We start from the raw sequence: 22,729 nt of genomic DNA, 5'->3' as shown, positions 1-22,729 counted from the left end.
CGAAGCACCCCCATGGTCGTACTAAGATTCCCCACGGTGACGTGTCCGAGCGGCCGAAGGTGCAACACTCGAAATGTTGTGTAGGGGCGACTCTACCGTGGGTTCAAATCCCACCGTCACCGCCATCTGAAAGGCCTCAACTTCCCTGCGATTGCAAGGGAGTCGGGGCCTTTCGCTGTGCGCTGGCGCGGCCGTGTGATGGTTGGGCGCCAGTCAGGCGCTTCGGCTCCCGGGCCGCGGTCGGCCCCAGGGTCATCTACGCTTGCGCTGAATCGCATGGGGGTGCGCGAAATGCAGAGCTGGCGGGAAGACGGTGGGGGAGAGGCGGCGTCAGCGCCGCGCTTTTCGCGACCGCCTCAGGGAGTGACGGGCGGTGCGTTGTCCGGTGGACTCAGCGTGCGGCATCCGCTTGTCTCGCACAGCGGTGATGGCTTCGTGGTGGCCGAAACTGATGCCCGCGTGGTGCATGCAAGCGCGATGCGGTTAGGGCTGATGCGGTCGGTGGGTGAAGCTGGCGGCCGCGTGGCCTGGGTCTCACCCGCCGAGAGCTCGCTGACGCTCGGGATGCTGCGCGCGATGCGCGGCACCGGTGGGCGGTGGATCGTCCGGGATGCTGCGGGCTTCCGCTTCGCCGGAACCGGAGTGCGGCCCGTCTCGCTGGACGAGGCCTTCGCCGGACCGCGGGCGGCAACGGTCGCCGCCTGGATGAGTGACGGTGATCCGGGCGTCGCCCGAACACTCTTCTCTGTGCGCATCCGCCACGAGCCCACAGCATCCCTGCTGCTCGGAGGGTCGGTCGAGCTGCTGGCTGGTGTGCTGGGGCGAGTGCCGACAGGTTGGGGCACCGCGGAACCGGCGCTGGTGGACTGGGACCGTCGGAAGCTGACGGAGTTCCTGCGCTCCCGCGTTCCCGCTCCCACGCAGCTCTATGTCGCCGGTGAGGGCCTCTCAGCCACGATGAACGTGCGCCGGGGAAGCGGTGCGCTCCTCGAGGAGACGCATCTGCTGCTCGAGGGCGACGTGTTGCCTCGCGAAGCCGAACTCGCTCTGCGGAAGCTGGAGCGGGAGACGACAGCCACGAGCGCGTTGGTCACTGTCGACCTGGGGAGGCGAGACCTGACCGTGGGGTCTGGTGTCCTGGCTGTCACTCGCCCGGTGCTGTCGGTTGGCCCCGGCGAGCTCCCGGAGCAAGCGGCCAACGGCCCCGCCAAGGTGAGCAGGTTCGGCGCATCCGGCTCGGGTCGGGTGCTGACGAAGTTCGAGCATCCCCACGCCGACGCCGACGCCGACGACAGCCCTGCCGCGACCAGACTCGGGTGGCATTCCTGGTCGGAGGATGCGGAATGACGCATCGCGATTGGGCCCTGGCCACAGCGTTGCCTGTTTCTGTGGAGGCCTGCGTGGCTGCTGCGGCAGTAGTCGACACCGACATCGTGGCTGCCCCGCTGTGGGGTGGTGGAGGGCTCTACGTGCAGCAGCCGTCGACGGGTGCGGAGCTGACTCTCGTGCAGTCGCTGCGCATCGAGGCGTGGGCTGGCGTTCGTTGGTTGCTGCCAGAGGGCTACGCCGACGCCCTCGAAGACGGAGGCACCTTCTGGTGGACGGAAGGCCATTCGGAGGGCTGGGGGTCGGGCAGAGTCGAACTGCTCCTCGCTGGGATCGCTCGACTGTCGGATGGCTGGGTAGTGCCGCTCGGAGGCGGCACGGGGCAGTTCTCCCCGTTGTAGGAATGCCCGTTCGCTCGTAGGTTGATCCCGGGCCGTGGGGATCGGTCCAGGCGAGGGGGCGTTGGTGTCGGAGTATCGGATCTATCCGGATGGCGTGCTTGGTGTGCTGCAGAAGCTGCAGTCGCCGAGCGAGACACTGTCGACGAACGCCTCGTTGTTCCCGGGCATCGCGGAGTCGCTGGCTGCGGCGTGTGATGACCAGGCGGATCTCGCGACCGCGATCAACGCGTTCGTGTCTGCGCAGCTGCAGCAGAGCGGTGTCGCGGGCAACCACCTGGCTGCCGCATCCCTCGGGGCCCAGGAGGCAACGACGGTGTACGTCAACGCGGGCTATGAGATGGCTGACGGCGTGCAGGCCGCGCAGAACGAAGCGCTCTCCGCCGCTTCCGATGGGGACTTCGACTACTTCTTGCCCGAGGGCGAGTAGTCGTGGTGGATCTGCGCGGGCGCTTGGATCCGGAGTCGATTCCTGGCACGAAGGTCGACACGGACACGATCGCCGAACAAGCGGCAAGGCTGGGCTCGGCGGGCACCGCGATCGGTGGCGCGGGTGCGGACGCAGCGCTGGAGTGGCAGAGCATGGCAACGCACTACGTCGCACCGGAAGGCGACCTGCTGCTGGGCCTGATGGGCCCGGTCGAGACGATGACGTCCGCCGTCAGTGCAGACACGGCAGCAGCGCAGGGAGCGTTGGAGACGTTCGCGGACGAGGCAGCCCCGATCGTGAAGAAGCTCGTCGACCTCAAGGTCGCGGCGTGGAACTTCCTCACCAAGACCGAGCACGGCATCACGATCCCAGGCGACAGCCCCTACAACATCTACGAGAAGGCGAAGCCGAAGGGCAAGTTTTCGCCGCCACCGAGCGCTGATGACAAGCCGGAGTCCGTGCATCTCGACTGGGATCAGTACCAGCCGTGGGTGGATGAGAACGAGGAACGTCAGGCGGATGTGACGACGCAGGCGACGCTGTTGGCGGAGAAGGTCGCGACCTGCATCAACGTCCTGCTGCCGATGGTCGAGACGGTGCTGGGCGAGGAGATCCCCGAGTACGTACCGATCGACTACGCGGAGTTCGAAGCAGAGGGCGGCGCACTCCCGTGGGGTGTGGATGTTCCCGATGCGCACACCGACGGCATCCACTTCACTGCTGGCATCTTGGAGAGCCTGGGCGAGACGATCAGCGGCCTCGGCACTCTCGTCCTGGGGTTCAACCCGGAGACGGGTGGCTTTTTCGATGGCTCTGTCTGGGGTCCGTCGTGGGTGAGCACGCTCGCGCTGGCTGGTGCCCTGGTCGTGCAGCCGCTCGATGACCTGCTTGACGGGTTGCAGCAGGGGAGCGTGGACGATGACTGGCTGGATGGCGCGGACAACGGGCTCTGCACTGTCGTTGGGGATGAGGCGTGGAAGACGACCTGGGAAGGGTTCGTCGGCACGCCGGAGGATTGGGAGAAGAACCCTGCCCAGGCGGCTGGCTCGCTGACGTTCAACATCGGTACGGTGCTCATTCCGACCGGTGCGGGCGCTGCGGCGAAGGCGACCGCGTTGGGTGAGAAGGTCTCGTCCGTAGCCGCGAAGGCTGCGGACGCCGCTGCCGACGCCGGGGTCCCGGCTTCTCTTTCGGTGAAGCTCGGCCAGCTGCTTGCCGAGGGCCTCCTCACGGTCGGCGGCGGCTTCACGAAGCTAGACGACGCGTTGAACGCAGCCCTCAAGCCGTTCGCCGACGCCCTGGCGAAGGCAGACACCAGCGTCGCCGAGTTCGCCGCTTGGGTGAAGTCCCTGCCCGAGTTCCAAGGCCCCGACGGGCAGTTCGCTGGGATACCGAACGGTGGGCACATCCCGGAGGCGCCCTCGGGTGGGAAGCCAGACCCGTGGTCGTCGACGGCAACACCTGACGTGCGAACGCCAGAAATGCCCGGGCAGGACCGAACCCCGGGCGCGCCCGGTGGGCTGCTCGACGAGCACGGGGGAGTGCGTGACCCGAGCGGCAGGGGACCCGATCTCGACGGTGACGGGACTCCGGACGTTCGCGATCCAGAAGATGGTGCCACGCCTAAGTCGGGTGTCCCGGCCTCCGACGGTGGCATCCCAGATCCGACGAGCATCGACCCGTACAAGGCGACGCTGGGCGTGAACGACACGGTGCCGGAGCTGACAGAGAAGTTCGACAAGCTCTTCGACGACCGCACAGACGCTGCGGCTGCCCGGGTGGAGGCAGTCGCTGCGCAGAACGCCAAACTCGCCGAGCTCGCCGAGCACGGCATCGACGTCAGCAAGGCCGAGCTGACGAAGGGCACGATCGAGAAGACGATCGCCGCACAAATCGGTGATGTGAATGCTGATCCGACGCTCGCGCCAGAGGTCAAGGCCCATCTCGCTCAGAAACTGCTTGAGCTCGAAAAGCTGTCCTGGGCGGAGCGGGACGGCTTGACTGCGCAGCTCAAACTCTCGGAGGATATGGGCGATCAGGCTGCAAAGGATGTGATTGCTTCGCAGGACGCGTCGCTCTTGTATGAGTCGAAGAACGGCAAGGACTCGTTCGATCAGGTTGGTTTGTCGGCGGATGGGTCCACACTGATCATCACGGAAGCGAAGGGTGGTGCCTCCTCGTTGAGCAAGGCTGGGCGTGTCTTGCCGGACGGGACTCGCGCTCCGCAAGGATCGACGATGTACTTCAACGACGTGTTCCGCGTGGACAAGCAGTTGCAGCAACACCTCGCCGAGAATCCTGCACTTGCCGAAGGGCTCGCCGATGGGTCCATCAAGGTGTCGTACCAGCTTGTGACAGCGAAGGAAAGCGGTAGCGTCACCGTGCAAGAAATTGTGTTGAACCCGAACGCGCTAGACCTCGGACTCGGAAAGTAAGGGAGAACTCATGGTGGAACTGGTGGTGGCCGATGAGGCCCGCGTGCAGGAAATCGTCGCGGCGTTTCGAGACGTCGTCTGGCCGCTTCCCATAGAGGACGGCAAGCGCCTGGCGGGTAGTCTCGGATGGCGCATGGAGATGGACCTGAGTAACGGGGCTCAGTATTTTTCAGGCATGCTCGACGCTGCTGGTGGCACCGCGGATGTGCTCGTCTCTTACTTGGACGTCGACGTCGCCGAGGTCAAGGTCAACCTGTGCAACTTCTCGAAGGAGCACGCGCGGAAGGACATGCTCGCGGTGCGCAAGCAGATGACCGCGTGTGTGAAGTCAGTGCTCGGGGAACCCTCGGGCAAGCAGCGAGGGAACGCCTACTGGGACTTGGAGAACCGCGGGCGGATCTGGGCGAAAAACATCGACCTGACTGTGCTCTTGCAGATTCTCCACCCGCGCTACGCGGACATCGAGCGGGCTGAGGAGCACTTCGGCATTCCCGAGGACCGGATTCCGGGAACCGGCAGCGAGAGCGACTACCTGTAGGTCGTGGCTTGACAGAGGCCTGGAGAGCAATCGTGTCAGTAGCAGGAGACACGAAACTCGAACTCATCGTCGCCGACAGCGCACAGGTGCAGCGAATCGTCGCTGCGTTTCGAGACGTCGAATGGCCGCTGTCCGCCGAGCGGGAGCGCGAAATCGCGAGCTCGTTGGGCTGGCGATTGGATCGTCAGCGAGCCAGAGGCGCAAGCTACTACTCCGGGATGCTTGATGCCGCGGGCGGACACTCAGACGTGGGGGTCTCGAGCTCGGACGGCAACGTCTCCGAGGTTCGCGTCAACTTGTGCAACTTCTCCCGGGAACACTCGAGTGAGAACATCTTGGCGGTTCGTAAGAGCATGACCGAATGCGTCGAGACGGTGCTGGGCAAGCCAACTGGCAAACAGCGCGGAAATGCGTTCTGGGACCTGGAGAGCCGCGGTCGTATCTGGATTGAAAGCATCGACTACACGGTCCTTCTGCATGTGCTGCAGCCACGCTATGCGAACATCGAACGTGCCGAGGAGCGCCTCGGTATTCCGGACGATCGCATCCCAGGGACCGGCGACGAGAGCGACTACTTGTAGGTCGTGGCTTGCCGACGGCTTACCGAGCAACCATGTCCGAAGTAGGAGACACGAACACCCGACTCATCGTCGCCGATACCGCACAGGTGCAGCCGATCGCTGCCGCGTATCGAGACGTCGAATGGCCGCTCTTCGCCGAGCGGGAGCGCGAGATTGCGGGCTCGTTGGGCTGGCGATTGGATCGGAAACGCGCGAGGGGCGCGAGCTACTACTCCGGCATGCTCGACGCCGCGGATGGCCATTCAGACGTGGGCGTATCGACTGCCGACGGTGACGTGGCTGAAGTCCGCGTCAACCTCTGTAACTTCTCGAGGGAGCATGCGCGGAAGGACCTGCTGTCGATCCGGAAGGACATGGCGGCGTCCGTCACTTTGGTGCTGGGGGAACCGTCTGGGAAGCAAGACGGAAACGTCCACTGGGAACTGGAGAACCGCGGACGTCTCTGGATCAAGGCGTTGAAAGCGACGGTGCTCCTGCAGGTGCTGCATCCTCGCTACGTGGACATCGAACGTGCCGAGGAACGCCTCGGTATTCCGAGCGATCGCATCCCAGGGACCGGCGACGAGAGCGACTACCTGTAGGTCGCACTCTTCGCCTACGGACGGGTGGACGCCGGTCGGCGGGCGCTTCTACAGGCGAACGCCGAGCTCATCGTCGCGCAAAAGATGCGCGCTGCCGGTCACTCGTATGAGGGCAACGAGCGCCTCGACGTAGCGGCTCGAGGATCAGGCCTCGGGGTCGGTACGGCCAGGCATCGGGTTTTCAGCGTCGAACTGCTTGCGCATCCTCTTACCCTGCTCTGACTTCCGCACTGCCGTCTCTTCCAAGAGCGCTCGGAACTGTTCCGGGGAGAACCCGGTGACCTTCTTCGCTTCGCCGTCGACGTCGAACTCCACGCTCTTGCCATCGTTTCGGGTGCAGAAACGATGCAGCACCAGCGAGAGGCCAGTAAGGGCTGCGCCAGCGGAGCCGCCCAGGACGGTGACGTTCTCCATCCACTCGGCGGGCCCGAAGGAGAACTCCAGGCCCGTGTTGTGCTCAACTCCCTCCTCGTCCAACAGGGCGAGCACCTCCTCCTGACGCTCAGGCGGGAAGCGCAGCTGTAGCTCGTCGCCCTCCCAGTAACCGAGCGTGATGCGGAGAAGGATCGAGGTGTCGGAGGTCGTCATGGAGTCATCCTGACATCTCGATACGACGGGGCCGGAGCTGGAAGCCATCCGAGTCGGACCCGGATGCCTGGATCGTTGTTGCAAAGAAGACGTGCGCGATCCGGATGGGACGGGACGCCCACCTTTGCAGGACGGCGGAGCTGCCGAGTCTTCTGGCGGTTCCGCAGAGCCTGGGGGATTCCCTGAGTCGCCGAAGGAATTCCCGCGTCCAGAGCCGCTGCAGGTGATCGAGGTGCCAAAGGGGGAGGGGCCCGGCAAGAACACGCCGTTCGCGAAGCGCGACGACCTTGAGCCCAACACGGTGTACCACGTCGAGGGGCGTGGCGATTTCTACACGGACGCGTCCGGCAAGGTCACCTACGTGGAAGCGACGTACGGCGGCAAAGGCAACCTGAACGCCGACCTCAACAAGCCGCAGGGCAACATCACGTACGTGGTGCACCCGAACGCGGGCGAAGTCCCCGCTGGCGTGAGCGCGGCGCATGTGTTCGCGACGGACGATCTTGGTCGCACGGTGCTGGCGCATACGGATCATCTGTCGTTGGGTGAGGCGGATCGTTCACCGAGCGTGCAGGCGAAAGTGGGCGGTGAGGGTGGTGACGCTTACGATGGCGGCCACTTGTTCGGTAAGGGGTACGGCGGTGGCGGCGAGTACACGAACATGGCCGCGATGCTCAAGGAAATCAACCGCGGCGGCGCGGACAGCCACTTCAACCTGGAGAACTCCTGGCGAGACCTTCTCGCGAAAGACCCCTCAACGAACATCGAGGTACGAATAGAACCCGAGTATTCAGGTGGCAGCAAGGTGCCCGACAAGTTTGTGGTTGAGTACAAGATTGATGATGGCGAGTGGACGAAGAAGAGATTCCCGAATCGACGGTGAGCTGGGTTTCTTTGCGGAGAAGATCGCCTCGGACGATTTGGCGCGAGAGCTGGCAGCCCAATTGCGCCCGGGAGACGAATCCGTGGTCTTGCTGTGCTCAGTTCTTGCCCCGGTAACCCGGGAACGGATGCGCGCGATTCATGCGGACGGGCGCCTGGTTGACGATGGCGTTCGTTACGACTCGCTGCGGATACCAGCCACCGTCTCAAAGGCCATGGATTCTGTCCGTGCTGCGTCCTACCGGGAGGGTGCCGGGACGTGGTTTGGTGCGAAGTTCACGGTGACTGCCGCGGGGCATTCACGGCGGAGTACAACTACGACGATGAGCCGGAGTGGGACGTGCCGGTCGATTCGATTGCGTACGTCACGGACCAAAAGCACTTCCCGCGGGACGAGGAGCATCAGCCGGAGTGGTTGAAGGCGAAGCTCGCGGAAGGCCGCGTGCGGATCGCTGAGCGGGATGCTCGGGAGGCGCGCGAGCGCGGAGACTGACCGCGCCAAAATTTCAGGCTGAGCTCGAGGACGGTGCGCGGCGTCAGTCGCCGAAGCGCGTTTCCTTGTGCGGTGCCCCAGAGCGGTTGTAGGTCGTCCAGACTCCAACTTGGCGACCGCGATCAAACGATCCACTTCGCATCAGCGTCCCGTCGAGCCTGAACCACTCCCAGTAGCCGTGCATCTCACCGTCGAGCGTCTGCCCGCGACCGCGCACGCTCCCGTCGTTGTGGAGTTCTTCGTGCGGAGTGGGTTCGCTCATGGGCTCATCGTGCCACGCGTCACGACCTGCTCGTCTCGCTGAAGTCAGCGTTCGTCGCCCGAGCTCCCGGCCTCGACGCTCGCGAGCCCAGTCGTCGCCGGTCCCTCGATTCTCGTCCCGTCTGGCTCGAACCGCGAGGCGTGCAGCGGGCAGTCCCAGCTGCACGACTCGTCGTTCCAGACGACCACGCCGCCGAGGTGCGGGCACACGGCAGACACGGTCCGGGTTGCCCCGCCGACTGTGCTCGTGGCGACCGGATGCACTCCGTCGCGTCTCACACGCCCCTCACCTTCCGCAGGTGCCGAGTCGTCGGTGTGCGTGAGCGCCTTGCCCCACTCACTTGTGAGCCTCGCGGCCGTGTGAGCGCCTCGCTCGACGAGGCCAAGTGCGCCCTGAGCGCTGGGCGCCCGGTCGTAGAGCGTCTTCATCCACTCGGTCCGCTCGCCGAGGATGCGCGCGGCCAGATCGTGCGCGGCCGCGACGCCGTTGGTCATGCCCCACTTCGCGAACCCCGTCATCGCGAGGATGCGGTCGTCGCGCGGGTCGATGGGCCCGACAAGCGGCGTCGCATCGACGTTTGTGTAGTCCTGCGCCGCCCAGCGGTTCGTTTCGGTGAGGCCAGGGAAGCGTTCGTGGGCATGCTCGATCAGCTCGTCGACGCCTGCTCGCGACGAAACCGGCGCCCCGACCTGGTGGCCTGCGCCGCCCACAAGCAGGTAGTCGTCGTCTGCGCGACGGAACTGCCGGTAGGAGTGGCCGCCCGAATCCATCGACAGGTACATGCCGGTCGGCACGTCGCGCTCGGACCTGAAGGACACGAGGTGCGAACGGTGCGCCGTGAGGCGCGTGAAGTGCAGGCCGCGGTCGAGCACGGGAAAGCCGGTCGCGAGGATGAGGTGCCCGGCAGAGAACGAGACGAGGTCAGCCCCCCGCCCGGTTGTCGCCTGCACCTCGACATGCTGCTTGTGCTGCGTCGCGGCCGTCACCGTGACGCCCTCGACGACCTTCGCCCCGGCTCGCCTGGCACGAGCGACAAGCGCGATCGACAGCTCGTACGGGTCGACCTGCCCGTTGCCGGGAACGGCGAAGAAGTTGTCCACCGTGAAGGGGAGCCCGTGGTGCCCGCCGGTTTCGACGGGGAGCCCGAGCTCCTCGGCGACCGCGCGCTCCTCATCGACCTTCCTGGCCCCGGACCTCGTGGTTGCGAAGTTGATTGCAGGCCGCGTCTGCCAGGCGACGCCCTCCGCCGCGCAGAACGCCGCCGTCCAATCAAGCCCAGCCCTGTTCGCCTCGACATACGCCGCCGCGATCTGGTGGCCGCGCTTCCGCCGCACACTCGAGAGCTGCGAGCCCTGCAGGAGCGAGAACTTCGCCGTGGTGTTGCCCGTCGCGAGCGCCGCGACCGTGCGGGCCTCGACAAGCGTGACTTTGAGGCCGGCTTCGCTGAGGATCACCGCGGCGACCAACCCGGCGATGCCGGCGCCCGCCACGATGGCGTCGCTCCTGCTCGGCAGCTCGCCGAGAGGGTCGGTGGTCGGGCGAGCGGACGTGTCGTGCCAAATGGAGGTCATGAAGGGCTCCCGGTGTGATTGGGAAGAGCGTCGCAGGTGGCTCTGAAGTTTTCCGGCCCCTTGACTTCCGGGTGGTTATGCCTCCGGGGGCTCGCCTACTTATTCGGCTCCAGCGCCGGCGATGCAGTGCCGGCAGATGCAGCGACCCGTCCCCGGATGAAGACGATCGCCACGAGGCCGAAGAGGATGACGGCGATGTTCCCGAACCCAGCGAACGTCGTCAATGGGCCGCTCCCCGGGTGCTCCGTCAGCAGGTAGATGCTCGGGTCGGTGCTCGCGTGCAGCAGAATCGGCCAGATCAGGTGGCCCGTGACGCGCAACGTGAGGTACATGCAGATGCCGAACGCAAACGTGTACACCACCTGGATAGCCGTCGCGATCAGGCTCTGCCCCTCCAGCAGGTTGCCCGAGTGCATCGCCGCGAACAGAGCGGCAGAGACGAGGGCAGTCGCGAGCTCCGAGTGGCCGGCCTTGCGCATGAGAGTGACGACGTAGCCGCGAGTCAGCACCTCCTCGGCGAACCCGATGCAGAGACCTGCGACTAGCCAGGCGGCGACCACGTCGAAGCCGGCGGCCGCGTAGTCCAGGGACGCGAATCTGAGCGCGTTGAAGAGCAGGACAACGGCGACGGCGATCCACATCCACCCTCTGCCCTTGATCGGCTGCCGCCCGAACAGCTCACGAAGCCAGCCGAGCGACAGCCCGAACGCGATGAGAAGCACTCCGCCGAACCCGATCGGAAGAATGTAGTCGAAGAGCATGGCTGCAGCGGAACCGGGCTCCGGGTCGCCTCGGAACGGCAAGAAGAGGAAGCCGCCGAGCTGATACAGCACGTAGTAGACCACCACGAGCACAACGGCCTTCCACCATCTGCCTCGCTCCCAGAACGCCCTCCAGCGAGACGTCGGGGAACGCGGTGCAATGTCGCGGGTTTCGTCGCTCACGGGCTCGCTCCATGCCGTCGGGGAAAGCCGCCTCGGGGGGAGTGGTCGGCCAGCGCACACAGCCTACTGAGTTGAGGGGCGGCTGGTCGTGGTCGTGGTCGTCGCCGTCGCCGTGGTCACCAGCCGTGGCTGTTCATCCATTCGCGCCGCTGGTCGGCTTCCTCGCGAGTGGCGTCGCCGCGCCAGGAGTCATGCTCGCTGAGCGTTCCGACGTCCAACGCGACAAACGCGAAGCAGACAGGGCAGAGCGCGAGTCCGTTCGGGTAGCCGTCGGCGAGCCTCGGGGCGGGGGTCGCGGCGGAACCACTCCCGGGGCACCGAGGTTGGTCGGCGTTGACATCGCTCCAGAGGATGCTCGAGCCTGTCCGGTTGTGCAGGCCGAGGTGCCCGGCCCGGCGGGTGCAGATCTCGCCGTCCCGCCGGCTGAGGCACAGCATCCGCGCGGCCCCCGGCAACTGTGCGATTGGCCGGTTGCTCATCGCTCTCCGCTGCGGTTGAGATTGGGGGCGGCACGATCGCGCATGTCGCAAGCCTAGGCACGGCGTTGCGTGCGGGGGACCTCGAAACGCGCAGTTCATCCCGGAGTGGCTATTCTTCAGATGCGAGCGCTCTCAGCTCGATCTCATTGGCCCCTTGGCCGGCTTGGAGCCTCAGTGTCTGACATCAGCAATTCCCACACCCGCCGCAGCGTCATGCGTGCAAGCGCGTGGAGCGTGCCCGTGCTCGCCCTGGCAGCCGCTGCGCCCGCTATGGCCGCTAGCGGGCCACCGTGTGTCCCGGACCCGATTCTGTCCAGCATCGTCAGTACTCTTCGGGCCACCAACACCGGAGCCGCTCCGCTGGCTTACACCTTCACGCAGGTTGCGGGCGCGGATCCGCTCACCATGTATGTGACCTCCGGTTCGGACACGGTCGCGTTCAACCCAGATGTCGTCTATCCCTGGCCCAACACGCAGTTCTCCAACGGTGCGGAGTTCACCTACACGAGGGTCGACGCGGTCACGGGCACGTTCTCGTTCCTGATCCCTGCGGGATCGTTCATCGACTTCCGGGCAGACAGCACCAACTCGGCAAGATGCACGCCGTCCTCGGTTCTTACGGTCACCTCGGTGCCGTGCCCGCTCACGTACACCTTCCTGCAGTGCGTTCCGATCTGATCGGCTGAGCCGTCGGTAGACTCGCGACATGGCAGACCCCCGAGCTTCCGAGGACGACGAGCAGTTCGCGGTCACCTCGCTCGGGCTGGCCGTGCGGGCGGGGCGCAAACGCCTGGACCTGTCGGTGCACGCGCTCGCGAAGCAGGCTGGGGTAAGTCTCGGGCTCGTCAGTCAGCTCGAGCGCGGCATCGGAAACCCGTCTCTCGGATCGATTCAGCGCCTGGCGGCGGCCCTCGGGGTGCCGATCACCCAGCTTTTGGAGCCCTCTGCCCCCGACTTCGCCGTGGTCACCTCTGACCGGCGGCTCAGGTTGCCGACGCCGACTGACGTACCCGAGGACGAGCGCGCCGTGCGCGAGCTGCTGACGCCCCGCAGCGAGTCGACGCTGCAGCTCATCCGTTCGGTCCTTCCGCCTCGCTTCACGAACGCGGGTCGCCCGTTTCGGCACATCGGGACGGAGAGCGTCACAGTGCTGTCCGGGCGTCTCATGGTGGTGCACGGTGAAGAGGAAGTTGTCCTCGATGCTGGGGACACCGCGACCTACGCATGCTCGACCGCCCACTGGTGGTCGAACGAGCACGACGGGGAGACTGTTGTCATCGGGGCCGTGAGCCCGTTCGAGCGCTAGGTTCCGGCTATGGCTTCCGGCTCCACAGCGGCCCGAGCGCCGGAGGCGAGGTCCTCGTCGAGGTCGCGGATGCGCAACTCGAGGAGACGCTCGAGCTCAGCAACCGGGTGCGGATGGTCGTCAACCCGCAGGTCGATCGCGAACTCCGCTGGATGCGCGCGGAGCTCCTGCCGTCGCGCGACGAGCACCGCCGCGCTCTGTCTGCCGCGCGCGTCTCCGCCAGCACCTTGACCCGCCTGGAGCGCCGCAATGAGTCGACGCGCGAATGCGGCGACTGCGCCCGATTTCGAGGTGTCGGAGTCCCCAGCTTCAGCGCCGCCGCGTTCGAACGAGTCGGCAACCGCGTCGAGGACGTCCTGTCCCGTCAGCAGGTTGCCGACGGTCACATAGTCGAGGCCCTGCCGCTGGCCCGTCCACGCGCTCGTCTGGCTTCCTACCCACGCGCCGGTTCTTCCGGTGAGGTCGAGCACCGCGGTCTGCCGAAGCTCCGGTTGCTCGTCCCATTCGGTGACGCGACGAACGACAGCTTCGGGTGACTCGCCCGCCGCCAGGGCGTCGAGCATGCGGCCCCGGAGGGCACGGTTTGTCCATGCCTGACTCGCGACGGCACCGACGGCGGGGTCTATGGCCAGCACTGCGTTGCCCACCGCCAGCGAGCGGCTGGCGGTCACTGCACCGAGGAGGCCAGCCGCGCGATCAAGCGCCAAGAGCGTGAAAGTCATGGTGTCCTCGTCTCTGCTGGTGGGCTACAGGATGGGCAATCCCGCGGGCCGGGACCGTTTGTGACGATCCTGTTTCGACCGCCCGGCGGTCTTGTACCTCGCCCAAGCGTGCCACATACTGATGAAACATTCACGAAAATGATCGAAGTGGAGTGCACCATGCAACGACGACGTGCTGGGATCGGAGCCGCGGCCATCGGCGCGCTCCTCGTCTTGAGCGGATGCTCGGCCGGTGAGAGTGTCGACATCGGCGGCGGAGATACCGTCGAGGGTGAGGTGCTGCACGCCGCGATCGGTGGTGAGCCGGACCAGCTCGACCCCCACAAGACCTCCTCCTACTTCTCGTTCCAGGTCCTCGAGAACGTCTACGACACCCTTGTCGAGCCGGACGAGAATCTCGAGATGCAGCCGGCGCTCGCGGAGTCATGGGAGACGAGCGAAGATCAGCTGACGTGGACCTTCAAGCTCCGCGACGGGGTCACATTCCACGACGGGTCCGACTTCACGAGCGAAGATGTCGTCTACTCGTACAACCGCATCATCGACGAAGAGCTCTCCAACGCCTGGAAGTTCGACGCCGTCACGAACATCGAGGCGCCAGACGACTCGACGGTTGTCGTGACCGTCTCGCAGCCCACCCCGAACCTGCTGTCCAACCTCGGCGGCTTCAAGGGCATGGCGATCGTCGAGCAGGCCAACGTCGAGTCCGGTGAGATCGCGAACAAGCCCATCGGCACCGGCCCCTTCTCGCTCGCGAACTACACAAGCGGCGACAGCATCGAGCTCGCCTCCAACGCCGACTACTGGGACGGTGCACCAAGCATCGGCGGCGTCGAATTCCAGTTCATCTCGGAGCCCTCGACGGCACTCGCGGCCCTCAAGAGCGGCGAGATCGAGTGGACCGACGTGGTTCCGACGCAGCAGGTTGCGGAGCTCAGCGGCGACGACTCCATCGAGCTGGGGCAGAGCCCGTCGAGCGACTACTGGTACCTCGCGCTCAACGAGGGCAAGGAACAGTGGAAGGATCCTCGGGTTCGGCAGGCGATCGCCTACGCCATCGATCGCGACGCGATCGTGCAGGCCGTCAGCTACGGGACCGCCCAGGCCAACCAGCTCGCGATCCCAGAGGACAGCGTCTGGTACACGGAATACAACAAGTACTCGACCGACATCGAAGAATCGAAGCGTCTGCTCGCCGAAGCAGGCTTCGCCGGCGGAACACTCGACCTCCTCGCGACGAGCGAGTACCCGGAGACCGTCACTGCCGCGCAGATCATCGCATCCAACCTCGAGCCGCTCGGCATCACGGTCGAGATCAGACAGCCTGACTTCTCGACCTGGCTCGACGAGCAGAACTCCGGCAACTTCGACATGCTCATGATGGGCTGGCTCGGCAACATCGACCCGGACGACTTCTACTACTCGCAGCACCACAGCTCGGGCGGCAGCAACGCACAGAAGTACTCGAACCCCGAAGTCGACAAGCTGCTCGATGCGGCTCGCACCGAGACTGATCAGGCCAAGCGCAAAGAGCAATACGCGCAAGCCGCGACGATCATCGCCGACGACGCCAGCTACATCTACCTGTACAACCCGTCGGTGATCCAGGTGTGGAGCCCCAGCCTCAGCGACTACGAGGCACGGGCAGACCGGGCGACGCGATTCCGCGACGCCACGCTGACGCCGTAGCTCACGCCGCACCGCACCCCAGAACACGGGTCTACGAGGGGAAAACCCAATGAGAATGTCGTTCGGCTCCATCGCCGCGTTCCTCGGCTGGCGCCTGCTCTACTCGGCGATCGTGCTGCTCGGAGTCCTTGTTGTCGTCTTCTCCCTTGTGCACTTCGTGCCGGGCGACCCAGTTCGGCTGGCGCTCGGCACGAGGTACACGCAAGAGGCGTACGACGCGCTCCGCGCGGCATCCGGTCTGGACAGGCCCATCCTCGAGCAGTTCTTCTCGTACGTCGGCAACGCGCTCTCCGGCAACCTCGGTGTCAGCTTCCGTAACGGAGACGCCGTGACGACAACCCTGCTCGAGCGCCTTCCGGCGACGCTCTCGCTCGCCGGCGTCGGGCTCGTGATCGCGCTCCTCATCTCCGTGCCCGCCGGAATCTGGTCGGCGCTGAGGGAAGGGCGTCTCAGCGATGGGATCATACGCGTCACCAGCCAATTCGGTGTCTCCATTCCAGACTTCTGGATGGGCATGCTCCTCATCGGACTGTTCTCGTCGACCCTGGGGTGGCTGCCTTCGAGCGGCTACTCGTCGATCAGCGAGGACCCGGGCGACTGGGCTAGGCACGTGCTCCTGCCTGGACTCACAGTCGGCCTCGTCGCGGGAGCCATCATGACGCGCTACATCCGCTCGGCCGTGCTCGAAGTCGCCTCCATGGGGTACGTCAGGACGGCCAGGTCCAAGGGTCTCTCTGCCTGGACGGTGACCATGCGCCACATCGTCCGCAACGCCCTTGTCCCCGTCCTCACGATCGCCGGGATCCAGCTCGCCACGATCCTCGGTGGCGTCATCGTCGTCGAGGTCGTCTTCGCCTGGCCGGGACTCGGGCGTCTCGTCTACGACGCCGTCTCCTCCAGGGACTACCCGCTCATCCAGGGCTCCGTGCTGCTCATCGCCGTGATGTTCCTCGCCGTGAACTTCGTCGTCGATGTGCTCTACGCGCTCGTCGACCCGAGGATCCGGCTCTCATGACCGCACAGAACCCAGAAGCTGCGCAGAACCCAGAAGCTGCGCAGAACCCAGCAGCCACGCAGCAGTCCGCATCCGGTCTCCCGGCACCAGAGGAGCGGACTCGCGTCGCCGCCTGGCGCCTCCTCCTCAGCAACCCGGTGACGGTCGTCAGCGCGGTCCTCCTCTTCATCGTTGTGTTCGTCGCCCTGCTCGGCCCGTGGATCGCGCCGTACGGCGTCAACGACGTCGACGTGTCGAACCAGCTTCAGCCGCCGAGCGCCGCGCACTGGTTCGGCACCGACGACCTCGGACGGGATGTGCTGAGTCGTGTGATGATCGCGTCCGGCGTCTCATTGCAGGTCGCGTTCGTCTCCGTCGCGTTCGCGTTTGTCGTCGGCGTGCTCGTCGGCGTCATCTCCGGCTACGCGGGCGGCCTCCTCGACACCGTCCTCATGCGCCTCGTCGACGTCATGTTCGCGTTCCCTGTCCTGCTGCTCGCCCTTGCCATCGTCGCGATCCTGGCCCCCGGGCTCGCGACGACCATGCTGGCCATCGGCATCGTCTACACGCCCATCTTCGCGAGAGTCGCTCGGGCGAGCACACTCTCCGTGCGGGTCGAGCCGTACGTGCAGGTCTCCCGCACGATGGGCACGCCATGGGCGAGCATCCTCGGGCGTCACGTGCTGCCGAACATCACGGGGCCGATCATCGTGCAGACCTCCCTCTCCCTGGCGTTCGCGATCCTCGCCGAGTCGGCGCTCTCCTTCCTCGGCCTCGGTATTCAGCCGCCAGCCCCCTCCTGGGGTGGCATGCTCTTCGCCGCGCAGGGCTTCATCAGCCAGGCGTGGTGGATGAGCCTGTTCCCGGGAGCCGCGATCTTCGTCACGGCACTCTCCTTCAATCTGCTCGGCGACGGGATGCGAGACGTCCTCGACCCCAAGCAGCGCACCCTCATCGAGTCAAGGAGGAAGCGATGACCGCTCCCGCACTCCGCGTCGCCGACCTTCGGGTCTCCATCGGGCGCAAGGAGATCGTCCGAGGCCTCGACTTCTCGATCGAACCGGGGGGCACCCTCGGTATCGTGGGGGAGTCTGGCTCCGGCAAGTCCATGACCGTCCTCGCCGCGACCGGGCTGCTGGATGCGCCGGGTGCGCGCGTCACGGGCACCAGCACACTCGTCGATCCGAAGCTCGGACAGGTCGAGCTCGTCGGTGCCTCCGCCCGAACGCTGCGGAGCGTGCACGGCAACGGGATCGGCTTCGTCTTCCAGGATCCGAGCACGTCGCTCAACCCGCTGCTCACGCTCGGCCGTCAGCTCACCGAGTCGCTGGAAACGCACCGGCGCCTCTCACGGGGAGCATCCCGGACCAAGGCCATCGAGCTCCTCGAGTCGGTTGGCATCCCCGCGCCTGAGGCGCGCTTCAACGCCTACCCGCACGAGCTCTCCGGCGGTCAGCGGCAGCGCGTCATGATCGCGATCGCGTTGTCCTGCGACCCGGGACTTCTGGTCGCTGACGAGCCGACAACAGCGCTGGATGTGACCACGCAGGCGCAGATCATCGAGCTCGTGCGCACGCTCCAGCATGAGCACGGAACTGCGGTCGTCTGGATCAGCCACGACATGGGCGTCATCTCGCAGGTCGCCGACGAGGTGCTTGTCATGCGCCACGGCGAGGCCGTCGAGCGACGGAGCGCCGTCGACCTCGTCACTGACCCGCAGCATCCCTACACCCGGGAGCTGCTCGCGGCGAGACCCAGGCTCGGCAAGGCCAAGCCGGCACCGGCCAGGGTCGACGCGAAGGTCCTCCTGCAGGTCACCGACCTCGACGTACGCTTCCCGATTCAAACCCCGAAGGGCCGCAGCCACGTGCACGCCGTCGACGGCGTCTCGTTCGGGCTGCGACAAGGGACGACGCTCGGCATCGTAGGGGAGTCGGGCTCAGGGAAGTCGACCATCGCGAACGCGCTCACGGGGCTCGTGAAACCGACGGGCGGCACGGCGACGCTCGCTGGACTCGACGTGCTGAAGGCCGACAACCAGCTCAGGCGCCGCATCGCCATGGTCTTCCAGGACCCATTCTCGTCGCTGGACCCCCGCATGTCCGTCGGTCAGTCGGTCGCGGAACCGCTTCGAGTGCACCGTCTCCCGGCCGGCGGCTCACGGTCCGCGCGCATCGAGGAGCTGTTCGACCTCGTGGAGCTTCCCCGGGATTTCATCGGGCGGTACCCGCACGAACTTTCCGGCGGGCAGCGTCAGCGCGTCTCGATCGCGCGGGCACTCGCGCTCGAGCCCGACGTCGTCATCCTCGACGAGTCGACCGCGTCGCTGGATGTGTCGATCCAGTCACGCGTGCTGGAACTGCTGCGCAGACTCCAGGGTGAGCTGTCGCTCAGCTACCTCTTCATCGCGCACGACCTCGCGATCGTCGAGGAGATGAGCCACGACGTGCTGGTGATGCAACGTGGACAGGTCGTCGAGCACGCGCCAGCCGGGGAGATCTTCGGTGCCCCGAAGCAGGAGTACACGAGGCAGCTGCTCGCGGCGATACCGCCAGAGCTGCCAAGAAACATGAACGCGCATTCGTCGTGACCTGCCCGTATTCGCACGGCCCGGGTAAGCTCTGTCTGCCGCGTTTCGCGTGGCGCCTGAACACCTAGGAGAACACCGTGCCCGTAGGCCTGCTTGCCGTCGTCGACGACATCCTCACCGCCGCGCTCAAGGCCTCGGCCAAGTCGGCGGGTGTGGTCATCGACGACGCCGCCGTCACGCCGCAGTACGTGCAGGGCATCACGCCCGCCCGCGAGCTCCCCGTCGTCTGGAACATCGCCAAGGGCAGCCTCTTCAACAAGTTCGTGATCATCATCCCGATCGCGCTGCTCCTGACAGCGTTCGCGCCGTGGGTGCTGCCGTTCCTCCTCATCATCGGCGGCGTGTACCTGTGCTTCGAGGGTGCGGAGAAGGTGACCGAATGGTTCGGGCACCATCACGCGCTCGACGAGGATCACCCGCGCGACGAGAAGAAGCTCGTCTCCGGGGCGGTGCGCACCGACCTCATCCTCTCGACCGAGATCATGCTCATCTCGCTGTCCAACCTCGACCCAGACCTCGGGTTCTGGATGCGCCTGGCCGCGCTTGTTGTCATCGCGCTCGCCATGACCGCCCTCGTCTACGGCGCCGTCGCGCTGCTCGTCAAGATCGACGACATCGGCCTGCACATGGCGACCCGCAGCGACCGACGCACGCGTCACCTCGGCGTGCGCATCGTCCGCTCGATGCCCGCCGTGTTCCGTTTCATCAGCATCGTCGGCACCGTCGCCATGCTGTGGGTCGGCGGCCACCTCGTCATCATCAACGTCGGTGAGGTCGGCTTCCACGCGCCGGCCGTCCTGCTGCACGAGATCGAGCACGCGCTCATCAACACGGGCCCCGTTGTCGTGTGGCTCGTCGACACCCTCATCTCGGCCGTCGTCGGACTCGCGGTCGGATTGGTCGTCGTCGGCATCACGCTGCTTGTCGGCCGCATCCTGCCGAAGAAGCCAAAGGCCGTCATCGCAGGCGAGCCCACCCCTACCGGGACCGAGACCCCGCGCCCCGGCACCCACTAGTCCCCGCTGCGCAGATCATCCTGGCTCACTGAGTTCCTCACCATTTCGCGCATCCTGAAGCAGGCCCCGTCGAAGGACGCGCAGTCGTTCCTGAGAGCTTCGTGCACTGCAGGTGACCTCACTTCGCGGGGCCTTTTCGTTCCAGCGAGACAAGGTCGTCGTCACGCGTGGGTCCCAGCGCCGGATCTTCAGCATCGCCTGGACACGGTCGCCTGATCGGCTACCTCGGAGTCGGGGCGCGTCCGTTTCTGTCAGACCGCGCGACCAGTTCCGAGAAGGCATCGCCGAGCGCGTCCCGCACGAGCCCGACGCCCAAGCGGTCCCGGAGCACGGCGCGCGTCGCCGTGAAGATGTCGCGGTGAGGTCTGCCGGGGAGATCAAGGAAGCGCAGGCCCCGGCCCGCGTCGACACCCACGAGTTCCGAGACGAGACCGACCGCGTGGCCCGCCGCAATGAGCCTCAGGTGCGTGTGGAGGTCGCTCGCCACATACCGGACCTCCGGTTCGAAACCCGCCGCTCTGCACTGCTGCTCGGCCCACTCCCGTGCGGCAGTTCCGGGCGGTTCCATCACCCAGGGTGTGTGCCGCACGTCCGCGATGGACGCCGCCCCACTCGATTCGGCGGTCGCGAGTGCTATCGCGTCGAAGCCGAGCACTTCCCGCTCGATGCCGTCCACGTGCGGACGCGTGTGCCCCGGATACTCTTCGGCGACCACGAGGTCGTAGCGGTGGGCTCCCAGTTCGAAGAGCCCCTCTTCTGGCGAGACGGCGTCGACCTCGACTCGCAACTCCGGGTTCGCCCGCCCGAGCAGCGTGAGCGCCCGGGGCAGGAGCGACCGCACCACGGACTCCAGGGCGGCGACGCGCACGGGCTCGGCGCCGTCACGTTGAGACGCGAGCTCGTCGCGCGTGCGCGCCTCGAGGTCGAGGACAAGGGCCGCGTGCTCGGCAAGCGTCACGCCCTGCGGCGTCAGACGCACCCGCCTGCCGTCCTGCTCGAGGAGTGTCACGCCCACTTCGCGCTGCAGCTGCGCGAGCTGATGCGAGACGGTCGATGCACTGAAATTCAGCGACGTCGCGACCGCCGTGATCGTTCCGCGGAGTTGCAGCTCACGGAGCAGTCGGAGTCGTCGCAGATCCCACATGACAAGCAACCTTTCGAAGACATCGACAAGTTCGTTTCGAATATCTTCGCTATTCGTTCACGTTTATGCCAGTGACACTGAGAAGGTCGCGCATCCACAGGGGTAGGCGCGTCGCTTCCAGAAGGAGTCACCGCCGATGTCCGATCTGACCTTCCAGCTCATCGCTCTCGCGATCTATTTCGCGGCGATGGTGGGCATTGGCCTCTACGCGTTCCGCCAGACCAAGGACCACGAGGACTACATGCTCGGGGGACGAAGCCTGAGTCCGGGCACGGCAGCACTGAGCGCTGGTGCCTCCGACATGTCCGGCTGGCTCATGATGGGCCTCCCGGGGGCCATCTTCGTCTCTGGCCTCTTCGAAGCGTGGATCGGTATCGGCCTCCTCATCGGCGCGTACCTCAACTGGCGATTCGTCGCACCGCGGCTGCGCGCCTACACAGAGGTCGCGAACAACTCGATCACGGTTCCGAGCTACTTCGAGAACCGCCTGCACGACAAATCGCGGGCACTGCGGATAGCCAGCGGCCTCGTGATCCTCGTCTTCTTCACGTTCTACATCTCATCTGGCATGGTGGCCGGTGGCGTGTTCTTCGAGAGCAGTTTCGACGGCGACTACCTGACGGGGATGCTCCTCGTGGCAGGAGTGACACTCGCCTACACGCTTTTCGGCGGCTTCCTCGGTGCAACGTTCACAGATGTCGTGCAGGGCATGATGATGCTGCTCGCCCTCCTTGCGATCCCCGTAGTCGCGATCATCTCCCTCGGAGGTTTCGGCGGCGTGAGCGAAGCCATTGTCGCCTCTGGCGTCGATCACACGGGTCTCATCCCGGAGGAGCTGAGCTGGCCCGTCATCATCGGCATCATCTCGGCGCTCGGCTGGGGCCTCGGCTACGTCGGACAGCCGCATATCATCGTGCGCTTCATGGCGCTGCGTGACTCGCATTCAGCGATCGCAGGGCGACGCATCGGCATCTCGTGGATGTTCCTGTCGCTTCTCGGCGCAGTCATCGCGGGACTCGTGGCCGTCGCGTACGTGCAGGAGAACGGAGTGGACGTCTCGGACCCTGAGACGGTCGTGCTCCTCATGGCACAGGTTCTGTTCCACCCGCTGGTCAGCGGATTCATTCTCGCCGCAGTGCTCGCGGCCATCATGAGCACCATCTCGAGCCAGCTCATCGTCTGCTCTTCCGCGCTCGTCGAAGATCTGTTCATGGTGGTCGCGAAGCGCAAGCCAAGCGCGAAGACTCTGGTGCTCGCAGGTCGTGGAGGTGTGCTCGGTGTCGCCATCGTGGCCGGCATCCTCGCCCTCAACCCCTCGGATTCGATCCTCGCGCTTGTCGGCTTCGCGTGGGCCGGGTTCGGTGCCGCCTTCGGCCCGATCATTCTGCTCAGCCTGTATTGGAAGAAGCTCACCAACTGGGGTGCGTTGGCGGGCATGGTGACCGGTGCTGCGACGGTCTTCATCTGGTCAGCACTTGGCACTGACTTGTACGAGATCATCCCGGGGTTCATCCTGAACCTCGTCGTATCGGTCGTCGTCAGCCTGCTGACGCACAAGCCGGGAAGCGCGACCGACGACGACGTCGAGCGCGAGTTCGCGGAGACCGGCGCTCTTGCGATCGTCAAGCCGCAGAAGTAGCGTTTTCGCTGCTGCAGGCTGACACGGCTGCAGGGTTGTGGCGTGGTGCGATGCCCGAATGCGGCAAGCGCATCACGCCACAATTCTGTGCGCAGCTGAGCTCGAGTCGCCCGACGTGGAA

Annotated in this window: 24 protein-coding genes and 1 tRNA gene; 18 read left to right on the top strand and 7 right to left on the bottom strand. The window is 65.8% G+C overall.

Annotation, left to right across the window (positions count from 1 at the left end; genetic code table 11):
• Positions 1 to 35: 35 nt before the first annotated feature.
• The 8 genes from C5B85_RS12660 (at position 36) to C5B85_RS12625 (ending at position 6,289) form a co-directional block, all read left to right on the top strand.
• Positions 36 to 125: transfer RNA gene (locus C5B85_RS12660), tRNA-Ser, on the top strand.
• 73 nt (positions 126 to 198) lie between these two features.
• Positions 199 to 1,347, top strand: a complete 1,149-nt coding sequence (locus C5B85_RS12655; RefSeq protein WP_308471339.1) for a DUF6177 family protein — start codon at positions 199 to 201, stop codon at positions 1,345 to 1,347.
• A 53-nt stretch (positions 1,348 to 1,400) separates the two neighbouring features.
• A complete protein-coding gene (locus tag C5B85_RS12650) occupies positions 1,401 to 1,727 on the top strand; it encodes a hypothetical protein (protein ID WP_104286376.1) in 327 nt (108 codons plus the stop codon).
• Positions 1,728 to 1,791: 64 nt separating this feature from the next.
• Positions 1,792 to 2,154 carry a DUF6507 family protein gene (locus tag C5B85_RS12645; RefSeq protein WP_146077949.1) on the top strand — a complete coding sequence of 121 codons (363 nt, stop codon included), beginning with the start codon at positions 1,792 to 1,794 and terminating at the stop codon, positions 2,152 to 2,154.
• A gap of 2 nt (positions 2,155 to 2,156) precedes the next feature.
• Positions 2,157 to 4,589: a hypothetical protein gene (locus tag C5B85_RS12640; protein ID WP_146077948.1), complete on the top strand. Its 2,433-nt coding sequence runs from the start codon at positions 2,157 to 2,159 to the stop codon at positions 4,587 to 4,589.
• A 10-nt stretch (positions 4,590 to 4,599) separates the two neighbouring features.
• Positions 4,600 to 5,127, top strand: a complete 528-nt coding sequence (locus C5B85_RS12635) for a DUF6301 family protein (RefSeq protein ID WP_104286373.1) — start codon at positions 4,600 to 4,602, stop codon at positions 5,125 to 5,127.
• Positions 5,128 to 5,159: 32 nt separating this feature from the next.
• On the top strand, positions 5,160 to 5,708 hold the full coding sequence (locus tag C5B85_RS12630; RefSeq protein ID WP_104286372.1) for a DUF6301 family protein: 549 nt from the start codon (positions 5,160 to 5,162) through the stop codon (positions 5,706 to 5,708).
• A gap of 32 nt (positions 5,709 to 5,740) precedes the next feature.
• Positions 5,741 to 6,289, top strand: a complete 549-nt coding sequence (locus C5B85_RS12625; protein WP_104286371.1) for a DUF6301 family protein — start codon at positions 5,741 to 5,743, stop codon at positions 6,287 to 6,289.
• Positions 6,290 to 6,433: 144 nt separating this feature from the next.
• On the opposite strand, the gene C5B85_RS12620 is transcribed toward C5B85_RS12625, so the two are convergent.
• Positions 6,434 to 6,877 (bottom strand): hypothetical protein, encoded by a 444-nt coding sequence (locus tag C5B85_RS12620; RefSeq protein ID WP_104286370.1) that lies wholly within the window; start codon positions 6,875 to 6,877, stop codon positions 6,434 to 6,436.
• 91 nt (positions 6,878 to 6,968) lie between these two features.
• On the opposite strand from C5B85_RS12620, the gene C5B85_RS12615 reads away from it, so the two are divergent.
• Positions 6,969 to 7,760 (top strand): DNA/RNA non-specific endonuclease, encoded by a 792-nt coding sequence (locus C5B85_RS12615; RefSeq protein ID WP_181064419.1) that lies wholly within the window; start codon positions 6,969 to 6,971, stop codon positions 7,758 to 7,760.
• Between the two features lie 258 nt (positions 7,761 to 8,018).
• Positions 8,019 to 8,252, top strand: a complete 234-nt coding sequence (locus C5B85_RS12610; protein ID WP_104286368.1) for a hypothetical protein — start codon at positions 8,019 to 8,021, stop codon at positions 8,250 to 8,252.
• A gap of 43 nt (positions 8,253 to 8,295) precedes the next feature.
• Here the strand turns inward: C5B85_RS12610 and C5B85_RS12605 are convergent, their stop codons facing one another.
• From C5B85_RS12605 to C5B85_RS12590, 4 genes are all read right to left on the bottom strand, one after another.
• Positions 8,296 to 8,514: a toxin-antitoxin system YwqK family antitoxin gene (locus C5B85_RS12605; protein WP_104286367.1), complete on the bottom strand. Its 219-nt coding sequence runs from the start codon at positions 8,512 to 8,514 to the stop codon at positions 8,296 to 8,298.
• A 44-nt stretch (positions 8,515 to 8,558) separates the two neighbouring features.
• Positions 8,559 to 10,085 carry an FAD-dependent oxidoreductase gene (locus C5B85_RS12600; protein WP_104286366.1) on the bottom strand — a complete coding sequence of 509 codons (1,527 nt, stop codon included), beginning with the start codon at positions 10,083 to 10,085 and terminating at the stop codon, positions 8,559 to 8,561.
• A gap of 95 nt (positions 10,086 to 10,180) precedes the next feature.
• Positions 10,181 to 11,029, bottom strand: a complete 849-nt coding sequence (locus tag C5B85_RS12595; RefSeq protein WP_258070771.1) for a CPBP family intramembrane glutamic endopeptidase — start codon at positions 11,027 to 11,029, stop codon at positions 10,181 to 10,183.
• Positions 11,030 to 11,145: 116 nt separating this feature from the next.
• Positions 11,146 to 11,508: a hypothetical protein gene (locus C5B85_RS12590; protein WP_258070770.1), complete on the bottom strand. Its 363-nt coding sequence runs from the start codon at positions 11,506 to 11,508 to the stop codon at positions 11,146 to 11,148.
• A gap of 174 nt (positions 11,509 to 11,682) precedes the next feature.
• On the opposite strand from C5B85_RS12590, the gene C5B85_RS12585 reads away from it, so the two are divergent.
• A complete protein-coding gene (locus C5B85_RS12585) occupies positions 11,683 to 12,186 on the top strand; it encodes a hypothetical protein (RefSeq protein ID WP_104286365.1) in 504 nt (167 codons plus the stop codon).
• A 28-nt stretch (positions 12,187 to 12,214) separates the two neighbouring features.
• Positions 12,215 to 12,814, top strand: a complete 600-nt coding sequence (locus C5B85_RS12580) for a helix-turn-helix domain-containing protein (RefSeq protein ID WP_104286364.1) — start codon at positions 12,215 to 12,217, stop codon at positions 12,812 to 12,814.
• Here C5B85_RS12580 and C5B85_RS12575 read toward each other — a convergent pair.
• Complete coding sequence (locus C5B85_RS12575) at positions 12,811 to 13,536, bottom strand: DUF1028 domain-containing protein (RefSeq protein WP_104286363.1); 726 nt, start codon at positions 13,534 to 13,536, stop codon at positions 12,811 to 12,813. The genes C5B85_RS12580 and C5B85_RS12575 overlap by 4 nt on opposite strands.
• Positions 13,537 to 13,695: 159 nt before the next feature.
• Between C5B85_RS12575 and C5B85_RS12570 the strand changes: the two genes are divergently transcribed.
• The 5 genes from C5B85_RS12570 (at position 13,696) to C5B85_RS12550 (ending at position 19,825) form a co-directional block, all read left to right on the top strand.
• On the top strand, positions 13,696 to 15,225 hold the full coding sequence (locus tag C5B85_RS12570) for an ABC transporter substrate-binding protein (protein ID WP_104286482.1): 1,530 nt from the start codon (positions 13,696 to 13,698) through the stop codon (positions 15,223 to 15,225).
• Between the two features lie 49 nt (positions 15,226 to 15,274).
• Entirely contained in the window at positions 15,275 to 16,240 is a 966-nt protein-coding gene (locus C5B85_RS12565; protein WP_104286362.1) for an ABC transporter permease, read from the top strand.
• Positions 16,237 to 17,196, top strand: coding sequence for an ABC transporter permease (locus C5B85_RS12560; protein ID WP_104286361.1), 960 nt, complete (start codon positions 16,237 to 16,239; stop codon positions 17,194 to 17,196). Before C5B85_RS12565 ends, C5B85_RS12560 begins: the two co-directional genes overlap by 4 nt.
• Complete coding sequence (locus C5B85_RS12555; protein WP_104286360.1) at positions 17,193 to 18,809, top strand: ABC transporter ATP-binding protein; 1,617 nt, start codon at positions 17,193 to 17,195, stop codon at positions 18,807 to 18,809. The genes C5B85_RS12560 and C5B85_RS12555 overlap by 4 nt, the downstream gene beginning before the upstream one ends.
• A gap of 77 nt (positions 18,810 to 18,886) precedes the next feature.
• Entirely contained in the window at positions 18,887 to 19,825 is a 939-nt protein-coding gene (locus C5B85_RS12550; protein WP_104286359.1) for a DUF808 domain-containing protein, read from the top strand.
• A 220-nt stretch (positions 19,826 to 20,045) separates the two neighbouring features.
• On the opposite strand, the gene C5B85_RS12545 is transcribed toward C5B85_RS12550, so the two are convergent.
• Entirely contained in the window at positions 20,046 to 20,969 is a 924-nt protein-coding gene (locus C5B85_RS12545; RefSeq protein ID WP_104286358.1) for a LysR substrate-binding domain-containing protein, read from the bottom strand.
• A gap of 136 nt (positions 20,970 to 21,105) precedes the next feature.
• Between C5B85_RS12545 and putP the strand changes: the two genes are divergently transcribed.
• Entirely contained in the window at positions 21,106 to 22,608 is a 1,503-nt protein-coding gene (putP, locus tag C5B85_RS12540) for a sodium/proline symporter PutP (RefSeq protein WP_104286357.1), read from the top strand.
• Positions 22,609 to 22,729: the final 121 nt, after the last annotated feature.

Origin of the sequence: Pseudoclavibacter sp. AY1F1 (assembly GCF_002931075.1) — a bacterium.
Lineage (GTDB): Bacteria > Actinomycetota > Actinomycetes > Actinomycetales > Microbacteriaceae > Pseudoclavibacter.
This window is presented reverse-complemented; position numbering and strand designations above follow the sequence as displayed.